The sequence below is a fragment of the Sorangium sp. So ce406 genome (genome assembly GCF_051474675.1).
GTDB classification, from domain to species: Bacteria; Myxococcota_A; Polyangia; order Polyangiales; family Polyangiaceae; genus Sorangium; species Sorangium cellulosum_G.
Genome location: NZ_CP150340.1, coordinates 10,297,927 through 10,314,573, shown reverse-complemented (window position 1 = coordinate 10,314,573; position 16,647 = coordinate 10,297,927). Strand labels below are relative to the sequence as shown.

The 16,647-nt window shown below is 73.2% G+C and carries 9 protein-coding genes; 8 read left to right on the top strand and 1 reads right to left on the bottom strand.

Going from position 1 to position 16,647, the window contains the following annotated elements:
* Window positions 1–5: 5 nt before the first annotated feature.
* Complete coding sequence (locus tag WME96_RS38655; RefSeq protein WP_437286570.1) at window positions 6–971, top strand: hypothetical protein; 966 nt, start codon at window positions 6–8, stop codon at window positions 969–971.
* A gap of 135 nt (window positions 972–1,106) precedes the next feature.
* Here the strand turns inward: WME96_RS38655 and WME96_RS38650 are convergent, their stop codons facing one another.
* The gene (locus WME96_RS38650; RefSeq protein WP_437286569.1) at window positions 1,107–3,887 is read right to left on the bottom strand and encodes a hypothetical protein; all 2,781 of its coding nucleotides are present in this window, start codon (window positions 3,885–3,887) and stop codon (window positions 1,107–1,109) included.
* A 305-nt stretch (window positions 3,888–4,192) separates the two neighbouring features.
* Between WME96_RS38650 and WME96_RS38645 the strand changes: the two genes are divergently transcribed.
* From WME96_RS38645 to WME96_RS38615, 7 genes are all read left to right on the top strand, one after another.
* Window positions 4,193–6,031: an SLC13 family permease gene (locus WME96_RS38645; RefSeq protein ID WP_437286568.1), complete on the top strand. Its 1,839-nt coding sequence runs from the start codon at window positions 4,193–4,195 to the stop codon at window positions 6,029–6,031.
* Between the two features lie 310 nt (window positions 6,032–6,341).
* Entirely contained in the window at window positions 6,342–7,868 is a 1,527-nt protein-coding gene (locus tag WME96_RS38640) for a cation:proton antiporter (RefSeq protein WP_437286567.1), read from the top strand.
* Window positions 7,852–8,574: a potassium channel family protein gene (locus WME96_RS38635; RefSeq protein WP_437286566.1), complete on the top strand. Its 723-nt coding sequence runs from the start codon at window positions 7,852–7,854 to the stop codon at window positions 8,572–8,574. Before WME96_RS38640 ends, WME96_RS38635 begins: the two co-directional genes overlap by 17 nt.
* A gap of 78 nt (window positions 8,575–8,652) precedes the next feature.
* Window positions 8,653–9,984 (top strand): monooxygenase, encoded by a 1,332-nt coding sequence (locus WME96_RS38630; protein ID WP_437286565.1) that lies wholly within the window; start codon window positions 8,653–8,655, stop codon window positions 9,982–9,984.
* Window positions 9,985–10,188: 204 nt separating this feature from the next.
* Window positions 10,189–14,067 carry an nSTAND1 domain-containing NTPase gene (locus tag WME96_RS38625; protein ID WP_437286564.1) on the top strand — a complete coding sequence of 1,293 codons (3,879 nt, stop codon included), beginning with the start codon at window positions 10,189–10,191 and terminating at the stop codon, window positions 14,065–14,067.
* Window positions 14,068–14,198: 131 nt separating this feature from the next.
* Window positions 14,199–15,212, top strand: a complete 1,014-nt coding sequence (locus tag WME96_RS38620; protein WP_437286563.1) for an ADYC domain-containing protein — start codon at window positions 14,199–14,201, stop codon at window positions 15,210–15,212.
* A 223-nt stretch (window positions 15,213–15,435) separates the two neighbouring features.
* A complete protein-coding gene (locus tag WME96_RS38615; protein WP_437286562.1) occupies window positions 15,436–16,647 on the top strand; it encodes a ferritin-like domain-containing protein in 1,212 nt (403 codons plus the stop codon).

The following is a 16,647-nucleotide window of genomic DNA, read 5'->3' as shown; positions in this document are numbered from 1 at the left end:
CGCCCATGGGAGACGCCGACATCACCTTGCGCCACCTCGCCCGGAGACGCCCCGACGACCTGGCGCGCGCCTTTGTCTCCGAGGGCCGCCCCGTCGAGGTCCTCGGCTGGATCGACAGTCAGGTCACGAACATCGAGCGCCGCCTCGACAAGGCCCTGCGCCTGCGGGTCGACGGCGAGCCGCGGGTGCTGCACGTCGAGTTCTGCTTCGCGCTCCGCGACGACGTTCCGGATCGCGTCTTCGAGTATCTCGGCTTCCTGTTCGCCGCGTTGCGCATCGAGGCCCCCGGCGAGCCGGTGCCGCCGATCGAGAGCGTCGCCGTGGTCCTCTCGGGCCGCAGACGGCGCTTGCCGGCGACGGGCCAGCGCCGCACCGCCTGGCCGGGGCGGCCGTTCAGCGGCACGCACTTCCGCGTCGACGCCGTCTACCAGCGCACGGTCGGCGAGCTGCGGGCGCGCGGCAGCGTGCTCTGGCTGGTATTCGCCCCGCTTGCACGTAATGCGACCGCGGACGCGCTGCGGGAGGTCGTCGCGGAGATCCACGCGAGGGCGGCGAGCGCCGAGGAGCGGGCCGAGCTGTACGCGGCGCTCCTGGTGATGGCGACCGTCGATCCCTGGGGCCATAATCTGCGGAAGGAGCTCGTCATGATGGTGGAGGACAAGGAAGAGGGGCTGCTCCGGCGCACGCCGATCATCGGGGAGCTGATCATCGAGGCGGAGCGACGAGGAGAGGAGCGGGGGGAGCAGCGGGGGGAGCAACGGGGAGAGCGGCGCGGGGAGGAGAAGGCGATCGCGGAGCTGCTCGGCCGCCTCTTCGCGCGTCGGATCGGGCGACGGCCGACAGCCGAAGAAGAGCGCTCGATCGTGGAGCGCGCCCGCGCGATCGGTCCGGGCGAGGTCGAGGACGCGTTGCTCGACCTCGAAGGCGAGGCGCTGATCCGGTGGCTCGCGGAGCCGACGCGCCGATCCTGAATCCTCCAGCCGGATGAAGCGCCGGGCCCGCGGTCACCGCTGCGCGGGCGCGGGGCGCGCCGCCCGGATCGGATGCTCTCCCGCCACGCCGCCCGCGCGAGGCGCCCACGCGAGGCGCCCGCGCGCGGCGCTCTCTCACCCGGGGCTCGACGGATCCGCCGGATCCGTGCCGGCGTCGCGCTCATCGCCGTCGCGGAGTCCATCGCTGTCGCGGTCGACGCCGCTCCGCACGCCCGAGCCAGGCGGCATGCAGGTGTACGTCACCGGGCGCCCGGTGAGGAGGGACAGCCAGCGCAGCCCGAGATCGCCGACCGGCGGGGCCGCGCTCCGATCCGTGGTGAACTGACCACCTCCCGCGTAGAGGAGACCGACCTCCTCCAGGAAGAGCGGGAGCTTCGCCACGAGATCGCACTCCCCGGCCTCCGCGCGCGCGACGAGCAGATCGATCCGCGGCCAGGCCGCCCCCGCGTTGTGCGCGCCGAGCGTGACCTGCTGTCCGACGATCGGCGCCAGGTTCGTGTCGAAGGCGAGCATGAACTCCACCGCCTGCTCGCGCAGGATCACCCCGGAGGCGTCGAGCGGGAAGCCGTTCGGCGTGAAGACGCCCTCCTCGAACCCGATCGCCTGGTGAAAGCGGAAGAGCGTGTCCATGACGCCGTCATGCATGAACCCGAAGCCGCGGATCTGGTCGCCCATGAAATCGTTGTCTCCCGGGTGGAAGAGGCTCGGGACAGGGGCCATGCCGAACATGCCAATCTTCTGGTACAGGTTGCGCAGGTGAGGGTTCTTGAAGCTCTGGCCGTTCTCCTGCCCGACGCTCGCGCCGTCCGTCCCGAAGAAGCCGGGGAAAGGCTCGCTCGTGCCGGCGTTCCCGTCCGGGTCCAGGCTGTGGCACGACGCGCAGGAGAAGGTCCCGTCGACGCCCTCGCGGACGAAGTGATCGCGCCCGGCCTGCTGATCGGGCGTGAGGGAGTTGTCGAGGCTCCGGATCGGATTGGGCGGATACGTCACCTGGAGGATGAAGTCGGTGAACGCCTCCATGTCGTCGTCGGGAATGGGCGCGTGCCGGCCGAGCAGGTTCGTGAAGCCGGCCTGGAACCGCCGGAACGCCGCGCGCTCGTCGAACGCCCCGCTGTCCGGCTGCGCGCTGGGCTCGTCGAGGCCGCCCGTGCGGTCGCCGCGCCAGTGCATCGGCCCGTGGTTGGCGAGCCCGCGCAGGCTCTGGGTCGTCATCGGCCCCTTCATCGGCTTCAGCGTGGTATCGGCGGGGAAGGGCGGGTTGATGCTCGTGAACGGCCCAGGGTTCGCCTGGGTGACCTCGTCCGGGTTGCCGAGATCCCACGCCAGGCTGTCGAGATCGCCGAAGACATGGCAGCTCGCGCACGACGAGTCGCCGTGGCTCGACGTGAAGCTCGCGTCATACAGGAACGCCCGCCCGCGGACCACGCTGGGCGGCTCGGGGTTGTGGAGCGGGACGTGCGCGATCTCGACGCCGCCGGCGGTGTCGATGATCGAGATGGAGTTGTCGAAGCGCGTGAGCACGTACAGCCGGCCGCGCGGCTGATCGAGCGCGAGCCCGCTCGGCCCGCCCCCGCTCACCGGGATCTGGCGCGCGAGGCTCGGCACGAAGGTGTCGCCCTCCAGCTCGGCCGTCATGAAGACCCCGACCTTGCTCGAGCTGAACGCGGCGACATAGAGCTTCGCGCCGTCATCGGTCACCGCCATGTCGAGCGGCGTGGCCAGGCTCTTCGCGTTCTCCGGGTTGGGCACGGGAGCGCAGCACGTCGAATAATCGATGTGCTTGTTGAGGTGCCGCGGCGCGGCCGAGCCGCCGCCCAGCACGGTGATCCGGCTCTCGTGCAGGTGTCCCCGGACGCTCGAGCCGGCGAAGGTGCCCGGGCCCTCGAAGCGCTCGAGGTTGAACGCCTCGGTGTTGGAGACATACACCTTTCCGTTCACCGGATTGACGGCCATGTTGTAGAGGATGGTCCCCACGCCGGTGAAGAAGCCGGCGCTGCCGGGGCGCTGCTGCGGGGGGTTGGCCGTCGCGTCGATGACGAAGACGTCCTTGTCGGGCAGCGAGAACCGGACCTCGTCGTCCCAGGTGCGCCCCGCGATGTCGACCCAGCTCGCGCCGTCGTGGCGGACGATGAGCGATGTCTGCGGCTGCGGCTCGCCGAGGAAGTTCGTGTGCGGCGGCGGCAGCCCGCCGCCCTCCTCCACGAGCACGCGGTGCACGGCCGTCGTGCGGTTGCCGGTGTGGAAGCCGGCGGCGTACACCGAGGCCCCGTCCGGGCTGACCGCGAGCGCCCTCGGGGTGTCGGTGAACAGGGTGAGGATCGTGAGCGGCGCACCGCCGAGCGACGCGTCGGCGGCGACGGCGCCCGCGTCGAACACCCAGACGTCCGCGCGGCCGACCCCGGGCGTCGTGAGCTGCGGATCGAACGGCGCGTTCTGGCCGCGGTGGGCGGCCGTGATGAACGCGCGCGAGCGCCCGGGGCCCCCGAAGACGATGTCGCGCGGCTCGTCCCCGACGAGGAGCGTGCGCACGACCCGCGGGCGCGAGGGGGACGAGACGTCGACGACGCTGACGCTGTCGGAGAGGTGATTGACGACCCAGACCTCGCCGCCATTGCGCGCGGCGACGGCGACGGGCTCCAGGCCCACGCTCACGGAGGAGAGGCGCACGAGGCCGCCCGGCGTGACGCGGAAGATCTCGAGACGATTGTCGGGTGTATTGACCGCGAAGAGCAGCGCGCGGCTCGGCGAGAGCGCGATCGGACGCACTTGGCCGCTCTCGAAGAGGGTATACGAAGGCGCCGCCCTCGCCCGGCGCGCTGCCATTAGCAGGCACACGAGGACGGCGGCGGCGACGAACAGCGAGTCGAGGGCGCGTGAATGACGGCGCGCGAGCATCCAGATCTCCTTGCAAGGGGGTAAAATGAAGTATCCCCTCAGCGTAGGACCGCACGGCGGCGCCCTGGAATCAAGTGAATCGTGGATTCGTCGCGTTCGTCGCATTGGTCGCGTTGGTCGCGTCGCGCGGCTCTCGCGGCGCGTATACGGCGCCTGAGGCGCGCGCGCCGCCCGGCCAGCCCTGGTGCCGCCCGGCCGCCTCGCCGCGTGCAGCGCGGCCAGGAACGCGCGCGAGCGCGAGCGGAGAGCGCGCCGGAACGCGAAGTGAGCCGCCGCGCGAGAGTCCCGCTAGGCTCCGCCGCCCCATGACCTCGGAGGCCCTCCTCGCGTTCGCCATCCTCGGGCTCACGATCGTCCTCTTCGTGAGCGATCGCCTGCGGCTCGACGTGGTGGCGATGATGTCGTTGCTCGCCCTGACGATCTCCGGTGTGACCACGGTCCCGGACGCGCTCGCCGGGTTCTCGAACCCGGCAGTGCTCATGATCGCCGGCCTGTTCGTCGTCGGCGCCGCGCTGACCGACACGGGGGTCGCCGACTGGCTGGGCCAGCGCCTCGAGCGCTTCGCCGGCGGCGGGGAGGCCAAGGTGATCGCGGTGGTGATGGGGGCGACCGCGCTCGTGTCCGCCTTCATGAGCTCCACGGGCACCGTGGCGATCCTCCTGCCGGTCGTCGGGACGCTCGCGCTCCGCCGCGGGATCGCGCCGGCGCGGCTCTTCATGCCCGTCGCGTTCGCGGCCCACCTCGGGAGCAACCTCACGCTCATCAGCACGCCGCCCAACCTGCTCGTGAGCGAGGCGCTCCGCGCGGCCGGCCGCGAGCCGTTCCGCTTCTTCAGCTTCACCATCCCCGGCGTCGTCGTGCTCGCGGTCGGCGTGGCGTACATGATCTCGCTCGGCCGCCGCGCGCTGCCCAGCAAGGAAGACGGGGCGGACGCGGGCGCGCCGCGGTCGCTCTCGCTCGACGACCTCTCGATGGAGTACGGGCTCGGCAGCGCCCTGCGCGCCGTGCGCGTCCCGCCCGGCGCGAGGCTCGCCGGCCTCACGCTCGGCCAGGCGAACGTGCGCGCCGACTTCGGCGTGACCGTGGTCGGCATCGCGCGCCCCGGGCCCCGCGGCCTCGAGGCGCAGCGCGTGGTGCCGCAGGCGGTGTTCGCCCCCGGCGACGAGCTGCGCTTGCTCGGGAGCGACGAGAAGATCGCGGCGCTCACCGAGCGCTTCGGGCTCGAGGCGCTCCAGACGCGCCCCATCTTCTCGCTGCCCCCCGAGGAGTCCCTCGCCGAGGTCGTGCTGCCACGGCGCTCCAGCCTGGCCGGGCAGACCCTGAGGGACGCCAGGTTCCGCGACCGCTACCGCGCCAGCGTGCTCTCGATCCGGCGCGGCGAGGGCTGGCTCCCGGTGTTCCACGCCACGCCCGAGCTGCGCGATCTCAAGCTCCGCGCCGGCGACACGCTGCTCGTGAAGGGGCGGCTCAAGCACCTCCGGAACCTGCGGGACGAGCGGCGGGACCTCGTGCTGGTCGCCGAGCCCGACGCGCAGGGCGACGTCCTCGTCGATCGCGAGCGCGCCACCGTCGCCGTGTGCATCACCCTGGGCATGCTCGTCTGCATGGCGCTCGGGTGGCTGCCCAACGTCGTCGCCGTGCTGCTCGCCGCGGTCCTGCTCGTGCTCGCGCGGTGCGTGCGCCCGGCGGACGTCTACCGCGCCGTGAACTGGGAGAGCGTCGTGCTCATCGCCGGCATGGTCCCCCTCGCCACCGCGCTCGAGCGCACCGGCGCGATGGGCGCCGCCGTCTCCGCCGTCGAGGGGCTCCTCGCGGGGGCGCGCCCCGCGGTGGTCCTCGGCCTGCTCGTGCTCGCCACGTCGGCGATCGGCATGGTCCTCTCGAACACCGCGACGGCCGTGCTCATGGCCCCCCTCGCGGTCCGCCTGGCCGGCGCGCTGGGCCTCGCGCCGGAGCCGCTGCTCCTCGGGGTCGCTTTCGCGTCCTCGGCGGCCTTCGCCACGCCGATCGCGTCTCCGGTGAACATCCTCGTCATGGGGCCCGGCGGCTATCATTTCAAAGACTTCACCCGCGTCGGGCTGCCCCTGCAGCTCCTCGTGCTGGCGACCGCGGTGATCGTCATCCCGCTCGTCTGGCCCTTCTGAGCGCGCGCAAACGCGCCTCCGCTCCATGTCGGCTATCGCCGATGTCGAGGACGGGAGAGCGCCGCCGATGTCGTGTCATGTCATCTCGGACGCCGGCTCGCTCGCCGGAACAGGCGTGCTCCCGTCTGACCGGCTCCGGCGCGGGCGTCCCGGCGGCGCCCCGGAGCCACGTCTTGCGAATCGCGGAGCGATCCTGTAGCGGAGGATCTACGGTGATCGCCCTCGTGGACCTCACGCATCCCGCGACGCGCCCGACGCGCGCGCCGACCGCCAGCGTGCCTGTCTCGCCGCCTCCGCCGCGGGGCGACGCATGAGGGAGCGGCTCGAGAGCCTGCTCCTCGTCCTCGCCGTCGGCTCCGTCGTCGCGATCGGCGCCAAGCGCGTCGGGGTCCCTTACAACGCCGCGCTCGTCCTGATCGGGCTCCTCCTTGTCGTCCTCGACGTGCTGCCGAACGCGCCGATGGACCCGGACCTCATCCTCATCGCGTTCCTCCCGGTGCTCGTCTTCGAGGGCGCCCTGGCCGCCGACGCGGACAGCCTGCGCGCCGCGAGCCGGCCCATCCTCGCGCTCGCCGTGCCGGGGGTGCTCATCTCGCTGCTCGGCACCGCCGCGGTGGCGACGCTGGTGCTCGACCTCCCGTTCTCGGCGGCGCTCCTCCTCGGCGCGCTGCTCGCCATCACCGACACGGTGAGCGTGCTGCTCGCCTTCCGGAGCGTCCGCGTACCGCACCGGCTGGCCGCGATCATGGAGGGAGAGAGCCTCTTCAACGACGGAACGGCGCTCGTGCTCGTGATGCTCGCCTCGCGCGTCCTCGCGAGCGGCACGTTCGACGCGGTCGAGACCTTCCGCGCCCTCTCGATGGCGATGCTCGGCGGCGCCGTCCTCGGCGGCGCGTTCGGCTCCCTCGGCGCGGTCCTGCTGCGCCGCACGCCGGATCACCTGACCGCGATCCTCGCCTCGCTGGTGCTCGTGTTCGCCACGGCCCTGCTCACCGAGCGGCTCCACGCTTCGCCGGTCATCGCCGTCGTGGTCGCCGGCGTTGTCGTCGGCAAGGCCGCGCGCCGCCACCTCGAGCCCTCGCGCGTGCTCGCGCTCGAGGGGTTCTGGGAGACGACGGGCTTCTTCCTCAACGTGCTGCTCTTCCTGCTCGTCGGCATGCAGATCCAGGCGGAGATGCTCGTGCGCGAGGCGGCCTCCATCGGCCTCGCGCTCATCGCCCTGCACGCGGGCCGGGCGGTGGCCGTCTACGGCTGCTTCGGCGCGCTCCGGGCCATGACGCGGGAGGTCGTGCCGTTCCGCTGGCAGCACGTGATGCTGGTCGGCAACATCAAGGGCGCGCTCTCGATGGCAGCCGTCCTCAGCCTCCCGAAGGACATGCCGTTCCGCGAGCGGCTGATCACGATCGTCTTCGGCGTCACCTTCGTGACCCTCGTCGCGCAGGCGCTGCCGTTCGCGCGGCTGCTCAAGTTCCTCAATGTCGCGGCCCCGAGCACCGACGCCGCGCTCGACGCCGCCAAGGCGACGCTCATCGCCGCGCGGCGCGGCCACGCCGAGCTCGACGACCTGCTCGCCGCGGGCCTCGTGTCCCGCAAGGAGCACGCGGAGCGCCGGGCCGCGTTCCAGCGCCAGGTGATCGCGGCGGAGGTCGCGCTCCAGTCGCCGCAGGGCGAGGCGGTGCGCGACCACCTCACGGACCTCGCGCTGCTCACGGCGCAGAAGGCGGCGGTGCTCGACGCGGCGAGGCGAGGGCTCATCGCCGACGAGACGGCGAACGCTCACGTGGGCGAGATCGACCGAGAGATGATGAAGCTGCACGAGCATGAAGGAGGCGGCTGAGATGCGCGTGCTCATCGTGGGCGCCGGGCGCGCAGGGCTGAGCGTGGCGGTCCACCTCGCGCAGATGGGCCACGAGGTGACCATCGTCGACCGCGATGATTCGATCGCCACGAGCGCCTTCGAGCGCCACGGCCTCGTCTCGCTCGTGGGCGACGCGACCGACGCCGGGCTCCTCAAGGAGGCCGAGGTGGGGCGCGCCGACGTGGTCGTGGCCATGCTCCGCCGCGACGCGGACAACCTCGCCGTCGCGCTGCTCGCCCAGGCCGCGGGCGCCAAGCGCGTGATGGTGCGCATGCGGGACCCCGACTACCGCAGCGTGTACGTGCGCGCGGGCGTGCACCGGATCCTCTCCGAGATCGACGTCTTCATCGGCGCGATGGCCACCGCGATCGAGCACCCGGGCGTCCGCCACGCGATGGTGCTCGGGACCGGCGAGTCCGTGGCGTTCGAGCTCGACGTCCCCGTCGACTCGATGGTCGCCGGCCGCACCGTGAGCGTCATCGCGGGCAGCGCCGACTTCCCGACGTCGTGCGTCTTCGCCGGCGTCTACCGCCCGGATGGCCGCGTCGAGGCGCCGCGCGGCTCGTCCATCGTCGCGGGGGGCGCCACGGTGCTCCTCGTGGCCGCGCGCGACGAGCTCGCGACCGTCATCGCGTTCTTCCTCCGGCGCGATCCGGCGATGGGGGGACATCATGATCGCCGCTGAGCGCGGCTGAGCGTCATCGAACGTCGCCGGGCGCCGTTGCGCGTCGCCCGCCGGCGCTGGCACAAGGCAGGTGTTTCCATGTCGAGGTGCGCGGGGTTCACGGGATCACGGGCGTGGATGGGCGTCGCGCTGGCCGTCGCCACGGCGGCGTGCGGCGGCGACGATGAGGCCGGGGGCGCGGCGGGCGGCGGGGTCCAGGCCGCCGTGTCGTATTACCGGGACGTGAAGCCGATCTTCGACGCGAGGTGCGCGGGGTGCCACAGCGGCAGCGGCATCGCGCCGTTCTCGCTCGAGAGCCACGAGGTGGCGGCGGCGTGGGCCCCGCACATCAAGCGGGCCGTCGTCGAACGCACGATGCCCCCCTGGCCGGCGGACAGCGGCTGCGCCGATTACGTGGGCAATCGCTCCCTGTCCGAGCCGCAGATCCAGACGATCGCCGCCTGGGTCGACGGCGGCGCGGCCGCGGGCGACCCGGCCGATGAGGGCCCGCCGCTCGATCCGCCGAAGACCAGCGAGCTCGCGCGGGTGGACCTCACCGTCGAGATGCCTGTCGAGTACACCCCGCAGGCGGCGCCCGACGATTACCGCTGCTTCGTGATCGACTGGCCGGAGGAGAGCACGCGCTACGTCACCGGCTTCCAGGTCAGGCCCGGCGAGGAGCGCGTCGTCCACCACGTGATCGCCTTCATGGCCGGGCCGGAGCAGGTCGAGGAGGTCGAGGCGCTCGACGCCGCCGACCCCGGCCCCGGCTATCCCTGCTTCGGAGGCCCGGGGATCAGGCCGCGCTGGCTCGGGGCCTGGGTCCCCGGCGCCGGCAGCGTGAACTTCCCGGAGGGGACGGGGACCCGGATCGAGCCGGGCACCAGGCTGATCGTGCAGGTGCACTACAACACGCTCTCGGCGGGCAAGCTGCCCGATCGCTCCGCGATCGACATGACGCTCGAGAGCTCCGTGGAGCGGGAGGGCTCCACCCAGCCGTGGACCAACCCGGCCTGGCTCAACGGCGACGCCATGTTGATCCCCGCCTTCGAGGCCGACGTCGCCCACCGCTGGGGGATCGATCCCACCCGGCCGCTCTCGGACGGCGCGCCGATCGAGCTCCACATCGCGGGCCTCCACATGCACACGCTCGGCCGTCGCGCGCGCCTCGAGATCGAGCGCGCCGACGGAAGCTCGGAGTGCGTGCTCGATATCCCACGCTGGGATTTCCACTGGCAAGGTAGTTATACGCTCGCCGCGCCCAAGGTGCTCAATCCAGGCGATAAGCTCTCGATCGAGTGTCACTGGGACAATACGCCGGAGAACCAGCCGTTCATCGACGGACAGCCGCGGGTGCCGACGGATGTGGTGTGGGGAGAAGGCACGAACGACGAGATGTGCCTCGCCGCCTTTTATATGACCGGGCTCTGAATCCCCGCCGCGCCGCGTCGCGTCTGGAATCCACCCCACGCGCGCGAATCGACGCCTCGCCACGGCGGCGACACCCCACATCTCAGGACATATGGACATTTGCCGCGCATCGCGCGTTTCATGCGTCCCCGTCGATTTCGACGCGGAACGTCTCCCCGCGAGGCGGGTATAGTCGTCCGGCATTAACGGGCGCGTCACGTCACCGTGAAACACAGCTCAGCCCCCACCCTCACGCAGGCCGCCCTCCGGCCCGGCGGCGCCGACACGCGGCCGCGGGCGGCGGACGCGTCGCCCCCGCCCAGCCTGGGCCCGGAGAGCCTGAGCCCGCCGAGCTTCGTCCCGCCGGCCCGCGTCGAGGAGTACCGGCTCGTCCAGAAGCTCGGCAGCGGCGGTATGGGGGACGTCTACCTCGCGCACGACGCGCTGCTCGACCGGATGGTCGCGGTGAAGTTCATCCGCGCGGCGACGGCGGACGCCGGGGTGCGCGCGCGGCTGCTCGCCGAGGCGCGCGCGGCCGCCCGCATCCAGCACCCCAACGTCGTCGCCGTCTACCGCGTCGGCGAGCTCCGCGGCCAGATGTTCATCGTCTCGGAGTTCGTCCGCGGCCAGAGCCTCGATTGCGTCGACATCCCGATGCCCTGGCACCGCGTGCTCGAGCTCGCCGCGGGGCTCGCGCGCGGCCTCGCCGCCGCCCACCGCCGCGGGGTGCTGCACCTCGACATCAAGCCGGGCAACGCGGTGCTCACCGAGGAAGGCGAGGCGAAGCTCCTCGACTTCGGCCTCGCGAAGCTCCTCGACCCGGTCGCGCGGCCGGAGCCCGCCGAGGCGCTCGACGGCGAGATCGTCCGGGAGGCCGAGATGGCGGCGCGGCTGCTCGACGGGACGAAGCACGTCAGCGGCGGCACGCCCCATTACCTGCCGCCCGAGCTGTGGCGCGGCGATCTGCCGACGCGCCGCTCGGACGTGTACTCGCTCGGCGCGCTGCTCTTCGAGCTCTGCGCCGGCTCGCCGCCGCACGGCGACGTGGCGCCGCAGGATCTCCCGCGCGTCGCCGTGACCTTCAAGCCGATGCCCCTCGCCGCGCTCGCGCCGGGCGTCGACGCGCGGCTCGCGGCCGTCATCGAGCGGTGCCTCGAGATCGACCCCGCCGCCCGCTTCGCCTCGGGCGACGAGCTGCGCGACGCGCTGGAGGAGCTGCTCGCGAGGAGCCGGCACGCCTCGATCGCCCCGGAGGGCAACCCGTACCGCGGGCTGCTCGTCTTCGACCTCGAGCACCGCGCGATGTTCTACGGGCGCAGCTCCGAGACCGGGACGATCCTCGACAGGCTGCGCTCCGAGCCCATGATCGTCGTCGCGGGCGACTCGGGCTCGGGCAAGTCGTCGCTCTGCCGCGCCGGCGTGCTCTCGCGCGTGCTCGAGGGCGCCCTCGGCGGCGGGCGCGACTTCCAGGCGGCCATGATGGTCCCCGGCCGTCACCCGCTCGCCGCCCTGGCCGCCGCGCTGGAGCCCGTGCTCGGCGCCCCCGCCGAGCGCATCGCCGACGGGGTGCGCGCGGCCCCGGGATCGCTCGTCCGCGACCTCCGCGCGCGCCTCGGCGAGCGCGGCGGGCTCGCGCTGTTCGTCGACCAGATGGAGGAGCTCGCGACGCTGAGCAACCCGGGCGAGGCGGCGCTCGTCGGCGAGGTCCTGAGCGCGTTCGCGGCGCGCTCGCCCTCGCTGCGCCTGCTCGCCACGGTGCGCGGCGACTTCCTCGCGCGCGTCGCCGGCATCTCGGGCCTCGGCGACGAGATCGAGCGCGCGCTCTACCTGCTCCGCCCGATGTCGGCGGACAAGCTCCGCGAGGCCATCACCGGGCCGGCGCGGGCCAAGGGCGTCGCGTTCGAGTCGGACGCGGTCATCGACGCGCTCGTCGAGTCGACCGCGCGCGCCGAGGGCGGGCTGCCGCTGCTCCAGTTCGCGCTCGCCGAGCTGTGGGACGCCCGCGCCGCGCCCGACGCGCCGCTCAGCAGCGCCGATCTCGCGCAGATCGGCGGCGTCGAGGGCGCGCTCGCCCGCCACGCCGATCGCGTGCTCGGCCGCATGGCGCCGGCCGTGCACGCGGCCGCGCGGCGGCTGCTCGGCGCGCTCATCACCCCGCAGGGCACGCGGGCGCGGCGCGTCGAGGGCGAGCTCGCGCAGCCGGGCGGCGACGAGGCGGCGCGCGCGGCGCTCGACGCGCTCGTGCAGGGGCGCCTCGTGTTCGCCCGCGAGGGCGAGCAGGGGACGGTCTACGAGATCGCCCACGAGGCGCTGATCCACGGCTGGGGGACGCTGCGCCACTGGCTGGAGGAGCAGCGCGAGCAGCGCGCGACGCGCCAGCGCCTCGAGGCGTCCGCCGCCGAGTGGGAGCGGCTCGGCCGGCGCCGCGACGCGCTCTTCAGCGCGCGCCAGCTCAAGGAGGCGAAGGGCCTCGATCCGGGCGATCTGCCGCCGCGCGAGGCGGCGTTCCTGAGGGCGTCGCGGCGCGCCGTCCTGACGCAGCGGGCGATCCGGTGGGCGCTCGTCGTGGGCGTGCCGCTCGTCGCCGCGCTGCTCTACGGCGCGCTGGAGCTCAGGGCGTCGCGCCAGCTCGCCGCGCGCGCGGACCGGAAGATCCAGGAGGCGTCCGTCACCACGGCCGCCGCGGCGCGCGAGAGCGCCGCGGCCGAGGCGCTCGCCGCGGAGGCGCTCGCGGCGTTCGACGACCGGCGCCGCGAGGAGGGCGAGGCGCTCTGGGACCGCGCGCGCCGGCGCGCCGCCGAGGCCGAGGGGCTCTACCTGCAGGCCAGCCAGAAGCTGGAGGCGGCGCTCACGCTCGACGGCGCGCGCCGCGACGCCCGCGACCGGCTCGGCGACATCCTCTACGAGCGCGCGCTCGCCGCCGACCGGCGGGGCCACACCTCGCTGCGCGACGAGCTGCTCCAGCGCATGAGCACCTACGATCCCGACGGCGCGCGCCAGCAGCGGTGGAACGCGCCCGCCGAGGTCGCCATCGAGACCGATCCTCCCGGCGCGGAGATCACGATCGAGCGGTACGAGGGCGACGCGGACGGGCGCCGGCTGCTGGTCGACCGGCGGCTCCTCGGCGCGACGCCCCTGTCGCGCATCGCGCTCGCGCAGGGCTCTTACCTGCTCACCTGCGAGGCGCGAAACCGCACCATCGTCCGCTATCCGTTCCTGGTCCGCCGCGGGGAGTCGCTGCGGTTCTCCTTCCCGCTGCCGCACGCCGGCGACGTCCCCCCCGGGTTCATCTACGTCCCGCCGGGACGGTTCCTGTTCGGCGCCTCGCTGGACGACATGTACCGGTGGGCGTTCCTCTCCACCGTCCCGCTCCACGAGATCAGCACGGGCGCTTACCTCATCGCGCGTCACGAGACGACGTTCCAGGAGTGGCTCGACTACATCGAGGCGCTCCCGAGAGAGCCCCGCGGGCGCCCCTCGATCCAGGCGGGCAACGGCGCCATGACGGGCGCCCTCGGGCTGCGCCAGCTCCCCAGCGGGGTCTGGCAGCTGACGATCCAGCCCACGGTGCAATCCTACACGGCGCGCGCCGGGGAGCCGCTCGTCTATGCCTCCCGGGAGGCGCGGGCGCAGCAGGACTGGCTCCGTTTTCCGGTCACGGGCATCTCCTTCGCTCAGGCCACCGAGTACGCCGCGTGGCTCCACCGGACAGGCCGCGTCCGCGGGGCCCGCCTCTGCACCGACCACGAGTGGGAGCGCGCGGCGCGCGGCGCCGACAGCCGCATCTTCCCGCACGGGGACAGCCTCTCTCCCGGCGACGCCAACTTCGATGAGACCTACGGCAAGGAGAGCTCCACGATGGGCCCAGATGAGGTGGGCTCGCACCCCGCCTCACGTAGTCCCTTCGGGGTCGACGACATGGCGGGCAACGTCCTCGAGTGGGCGATTTCGTCGATCGAGGTTGATAAAGTACTTTTACGAGGCGGCGCTTACCTCTACGATCAAACATCGGTCCGGAGTGACAATCGGACCGTCGTTGACGGTACCTTCCTCGACCCGGTGATCGGTCTCCGCATCTGCGCCTCGTTCCCTCCGCCGCCGTGAGGGGCGAGGAGGCCCCGCGGCGCCAGGCGCCGCCGCAGCCCTCGTTCCTCACGCGGCCGGGGCCCGACCGCCGGAGGGGAGATCGTCAACGCAGCGACGTCACCGTTTCAGCGCTGGCTTCGGAGGCGATCATGGTGCAGCGAGGGTTCCTGGCAGTGGCGATGGTCGGGCTCTTGTCCCTGGGTGTCGGGTGCGCCGCGGAGAGCGGCGGCGGCGAGGGCGAGGAGGAGCCGGCGGAGAGCGCGCTCGCGCTGAGCGCGCTCAACAACCTCACCCTCAACGGCACGCGCCTGAACGGCACCCAGCTCAACGGGGTCCGCTTCAATGGGGTCCGCTTCAATGGGGTCCGCTTCAACGGGGTCTCGCTGAGCGCGACGACGCTGGTCGGGACGCGCGCGACCGACGGCCGGCGCTTCCAGGGGGCCGATTTCATCGGGGTGGACATCGAGGCGGTCCTGGACGACCTGTCGACCATGACGGTCCGCATCACGGACATCGTCGAGCGCGGCGGGCTCTCCTATTATACGGTGAAGTACGACGTCGGCGGCGGCCTCTGGGCGAACATCTGCGGTGAGGGCCTCGAGGCGATCCCGGTGCGTGGGACGTGGGACGCGGCGACCGGCGACCACTCGGACGACGGGAGCAGCTTCACCTTCGGCTGCCAGGGCGCGGCGATCGGGAAATGCGCCGAGTGGGGTTACAACGGGTGGGCGCCCCGGGCGGAGTGCAACGGGACCGTCTGCGCGAGCCGGGACCTCTCGTATCTTCATCAGGCGTGCGTCCGCCTCGTGCGCGCGGACTACTGCGGCGACGGCGTGCCGCACACGAGGGCCGGGACGGCGATCGACGTATGGGACGCGCTCGGCATCCAGACGGAGACGGTAGGCTCCGGTATGGGCATCGAGGCGGAGTGGACCGTGGACGGCGCCGCGTGCGTCCGGCACACGCGGTGGAAGGGTGTCGGGAGCAGCAACCCGGACCGCGACTACATCATGACGCATTGCCCGGAGCGGTGGGCCGGGAACGACATGATCTGCGGCGGGGGCACATCGACGTTCCACAAGGCGAACGGGTTCGCGACGCCGCTCGGCCAGCGGCGCCTCCTGCGGAACGCGTCGTTCACGACCAACGTGAGCCTGCTGTAGGCCCGCGCCGCGCCGCCGGGCGCGATGACGCCCGCGCCCGGGCGGGAGTGCCGGAGTGTGTCAGCGCCGCGCGCGAGGGACGATGGGAGTGCGCCGCTCGCCGCGCAGAGCCGGTCGGCCTCGACGTGCTGGAGCCCCGGTCCGCGTGGCACATGGCTTGCGATGGGATCTGGCACAAGCCGCCATGTCGCGAGCTGCTCGCTGTGCTCACGAGGCAGCGGGCATGGGGCTGGAGGTGCACGCCATGCTGCTCGACCGATCTTTTCGACGAACGCTCATCGCCCGTCTCTTGCTGAGCGCCGGCCCCTCCACGGCGGCCGCGCTGCTGGTCGCGGCCCCGGGCTGCGGGGGGGAGCCCGAGGCCGCCGAGGCGGCCGCCGCGATCCGCTGCTTCGCTTGGTTTGACGAGCTCGGAGCGTGCCTGAACCGCGAGCAGGCGCTCGATGAGTTCAGGACCCTCTACCAACCTTGCGACGGCATGAACAGGGAGCTGGAGAAAGAGACGATCGTGTCGGTGGAGGGCGACGCGACGCAGCGTGACGACGCGTGTTGTTACGAGGTGGTCGTCGAGGAGAACACCCTGGACTGCGCCGCGGTGGGCCGGCCTTTCACGCTCGAGGGGCACCGTCTCACGGCGGCCCCGCGACCGGCCGAGGCGGGGTGGCTCGCGCGCGGGAAGGCGGCCGGTCCCGGCGAGATGAAGCCTTCGCTCGCGGATCTGACGGACGAGGAGCGGGAGACGCTCGCGGAGGGCTGGCTCCGGAGCGCGCTCGGGGAGCACGCGTCGGTGGCCTCTTTTGCGCGCTTCGCGCTGGATCTGATGGCGCTCGGGGCGCCGTCGGCGCTCGTGGAGGCGGCGCACATCGCGGCGCTCGACGAGGTCGGCCACGCCCGGCTCGGCTTCTCGCTCGCGTCCGCGTACCGTGGCGAGCCCGTCGGCCCCGCCGCGCTGCCGATGCCGGGCGGGGTGCCGGTCGCCGCGGACCTCGTGTCGCTGGCGCGCGCCGCCGCCGAGGAGGGCTGTGTGGGCGAGACGGTGGCGGCGCTGGTGGCGGCGGAGCAGCGCGCCCGCGCCGGGGACCCCGCGGTGCGCGCGGCGCTCGAGGCCATCGCGGACGATGAGGCGCGGCACGCGGAGCTCGCGTGGCTGACGGTGGCGTGGGCGATCGGGGCCGGGGGCGAGCCGGTCCGCCGCGCGGTGGAGGAGGTGTTCGAGGCGGCGGCGGTATCGCTCGGGCGGCCGCATCCGGCTGCGGCCGAGCCGCCGCGGGGCCGCGCGGCGGCGCTGGCGGCGCACGGCCACCTCGGCGGGGCCGAGCTGCGCGCGCTGCCCCGCGCGGCGCTCGCCCAGGTGGTGCTGCCGTGCGCGCGCGCGCTCGGGCTCTGGAGGCCCACGGCCGACGGAGGGGCGGTGGCGCCGACGGCGAGCGCCTAG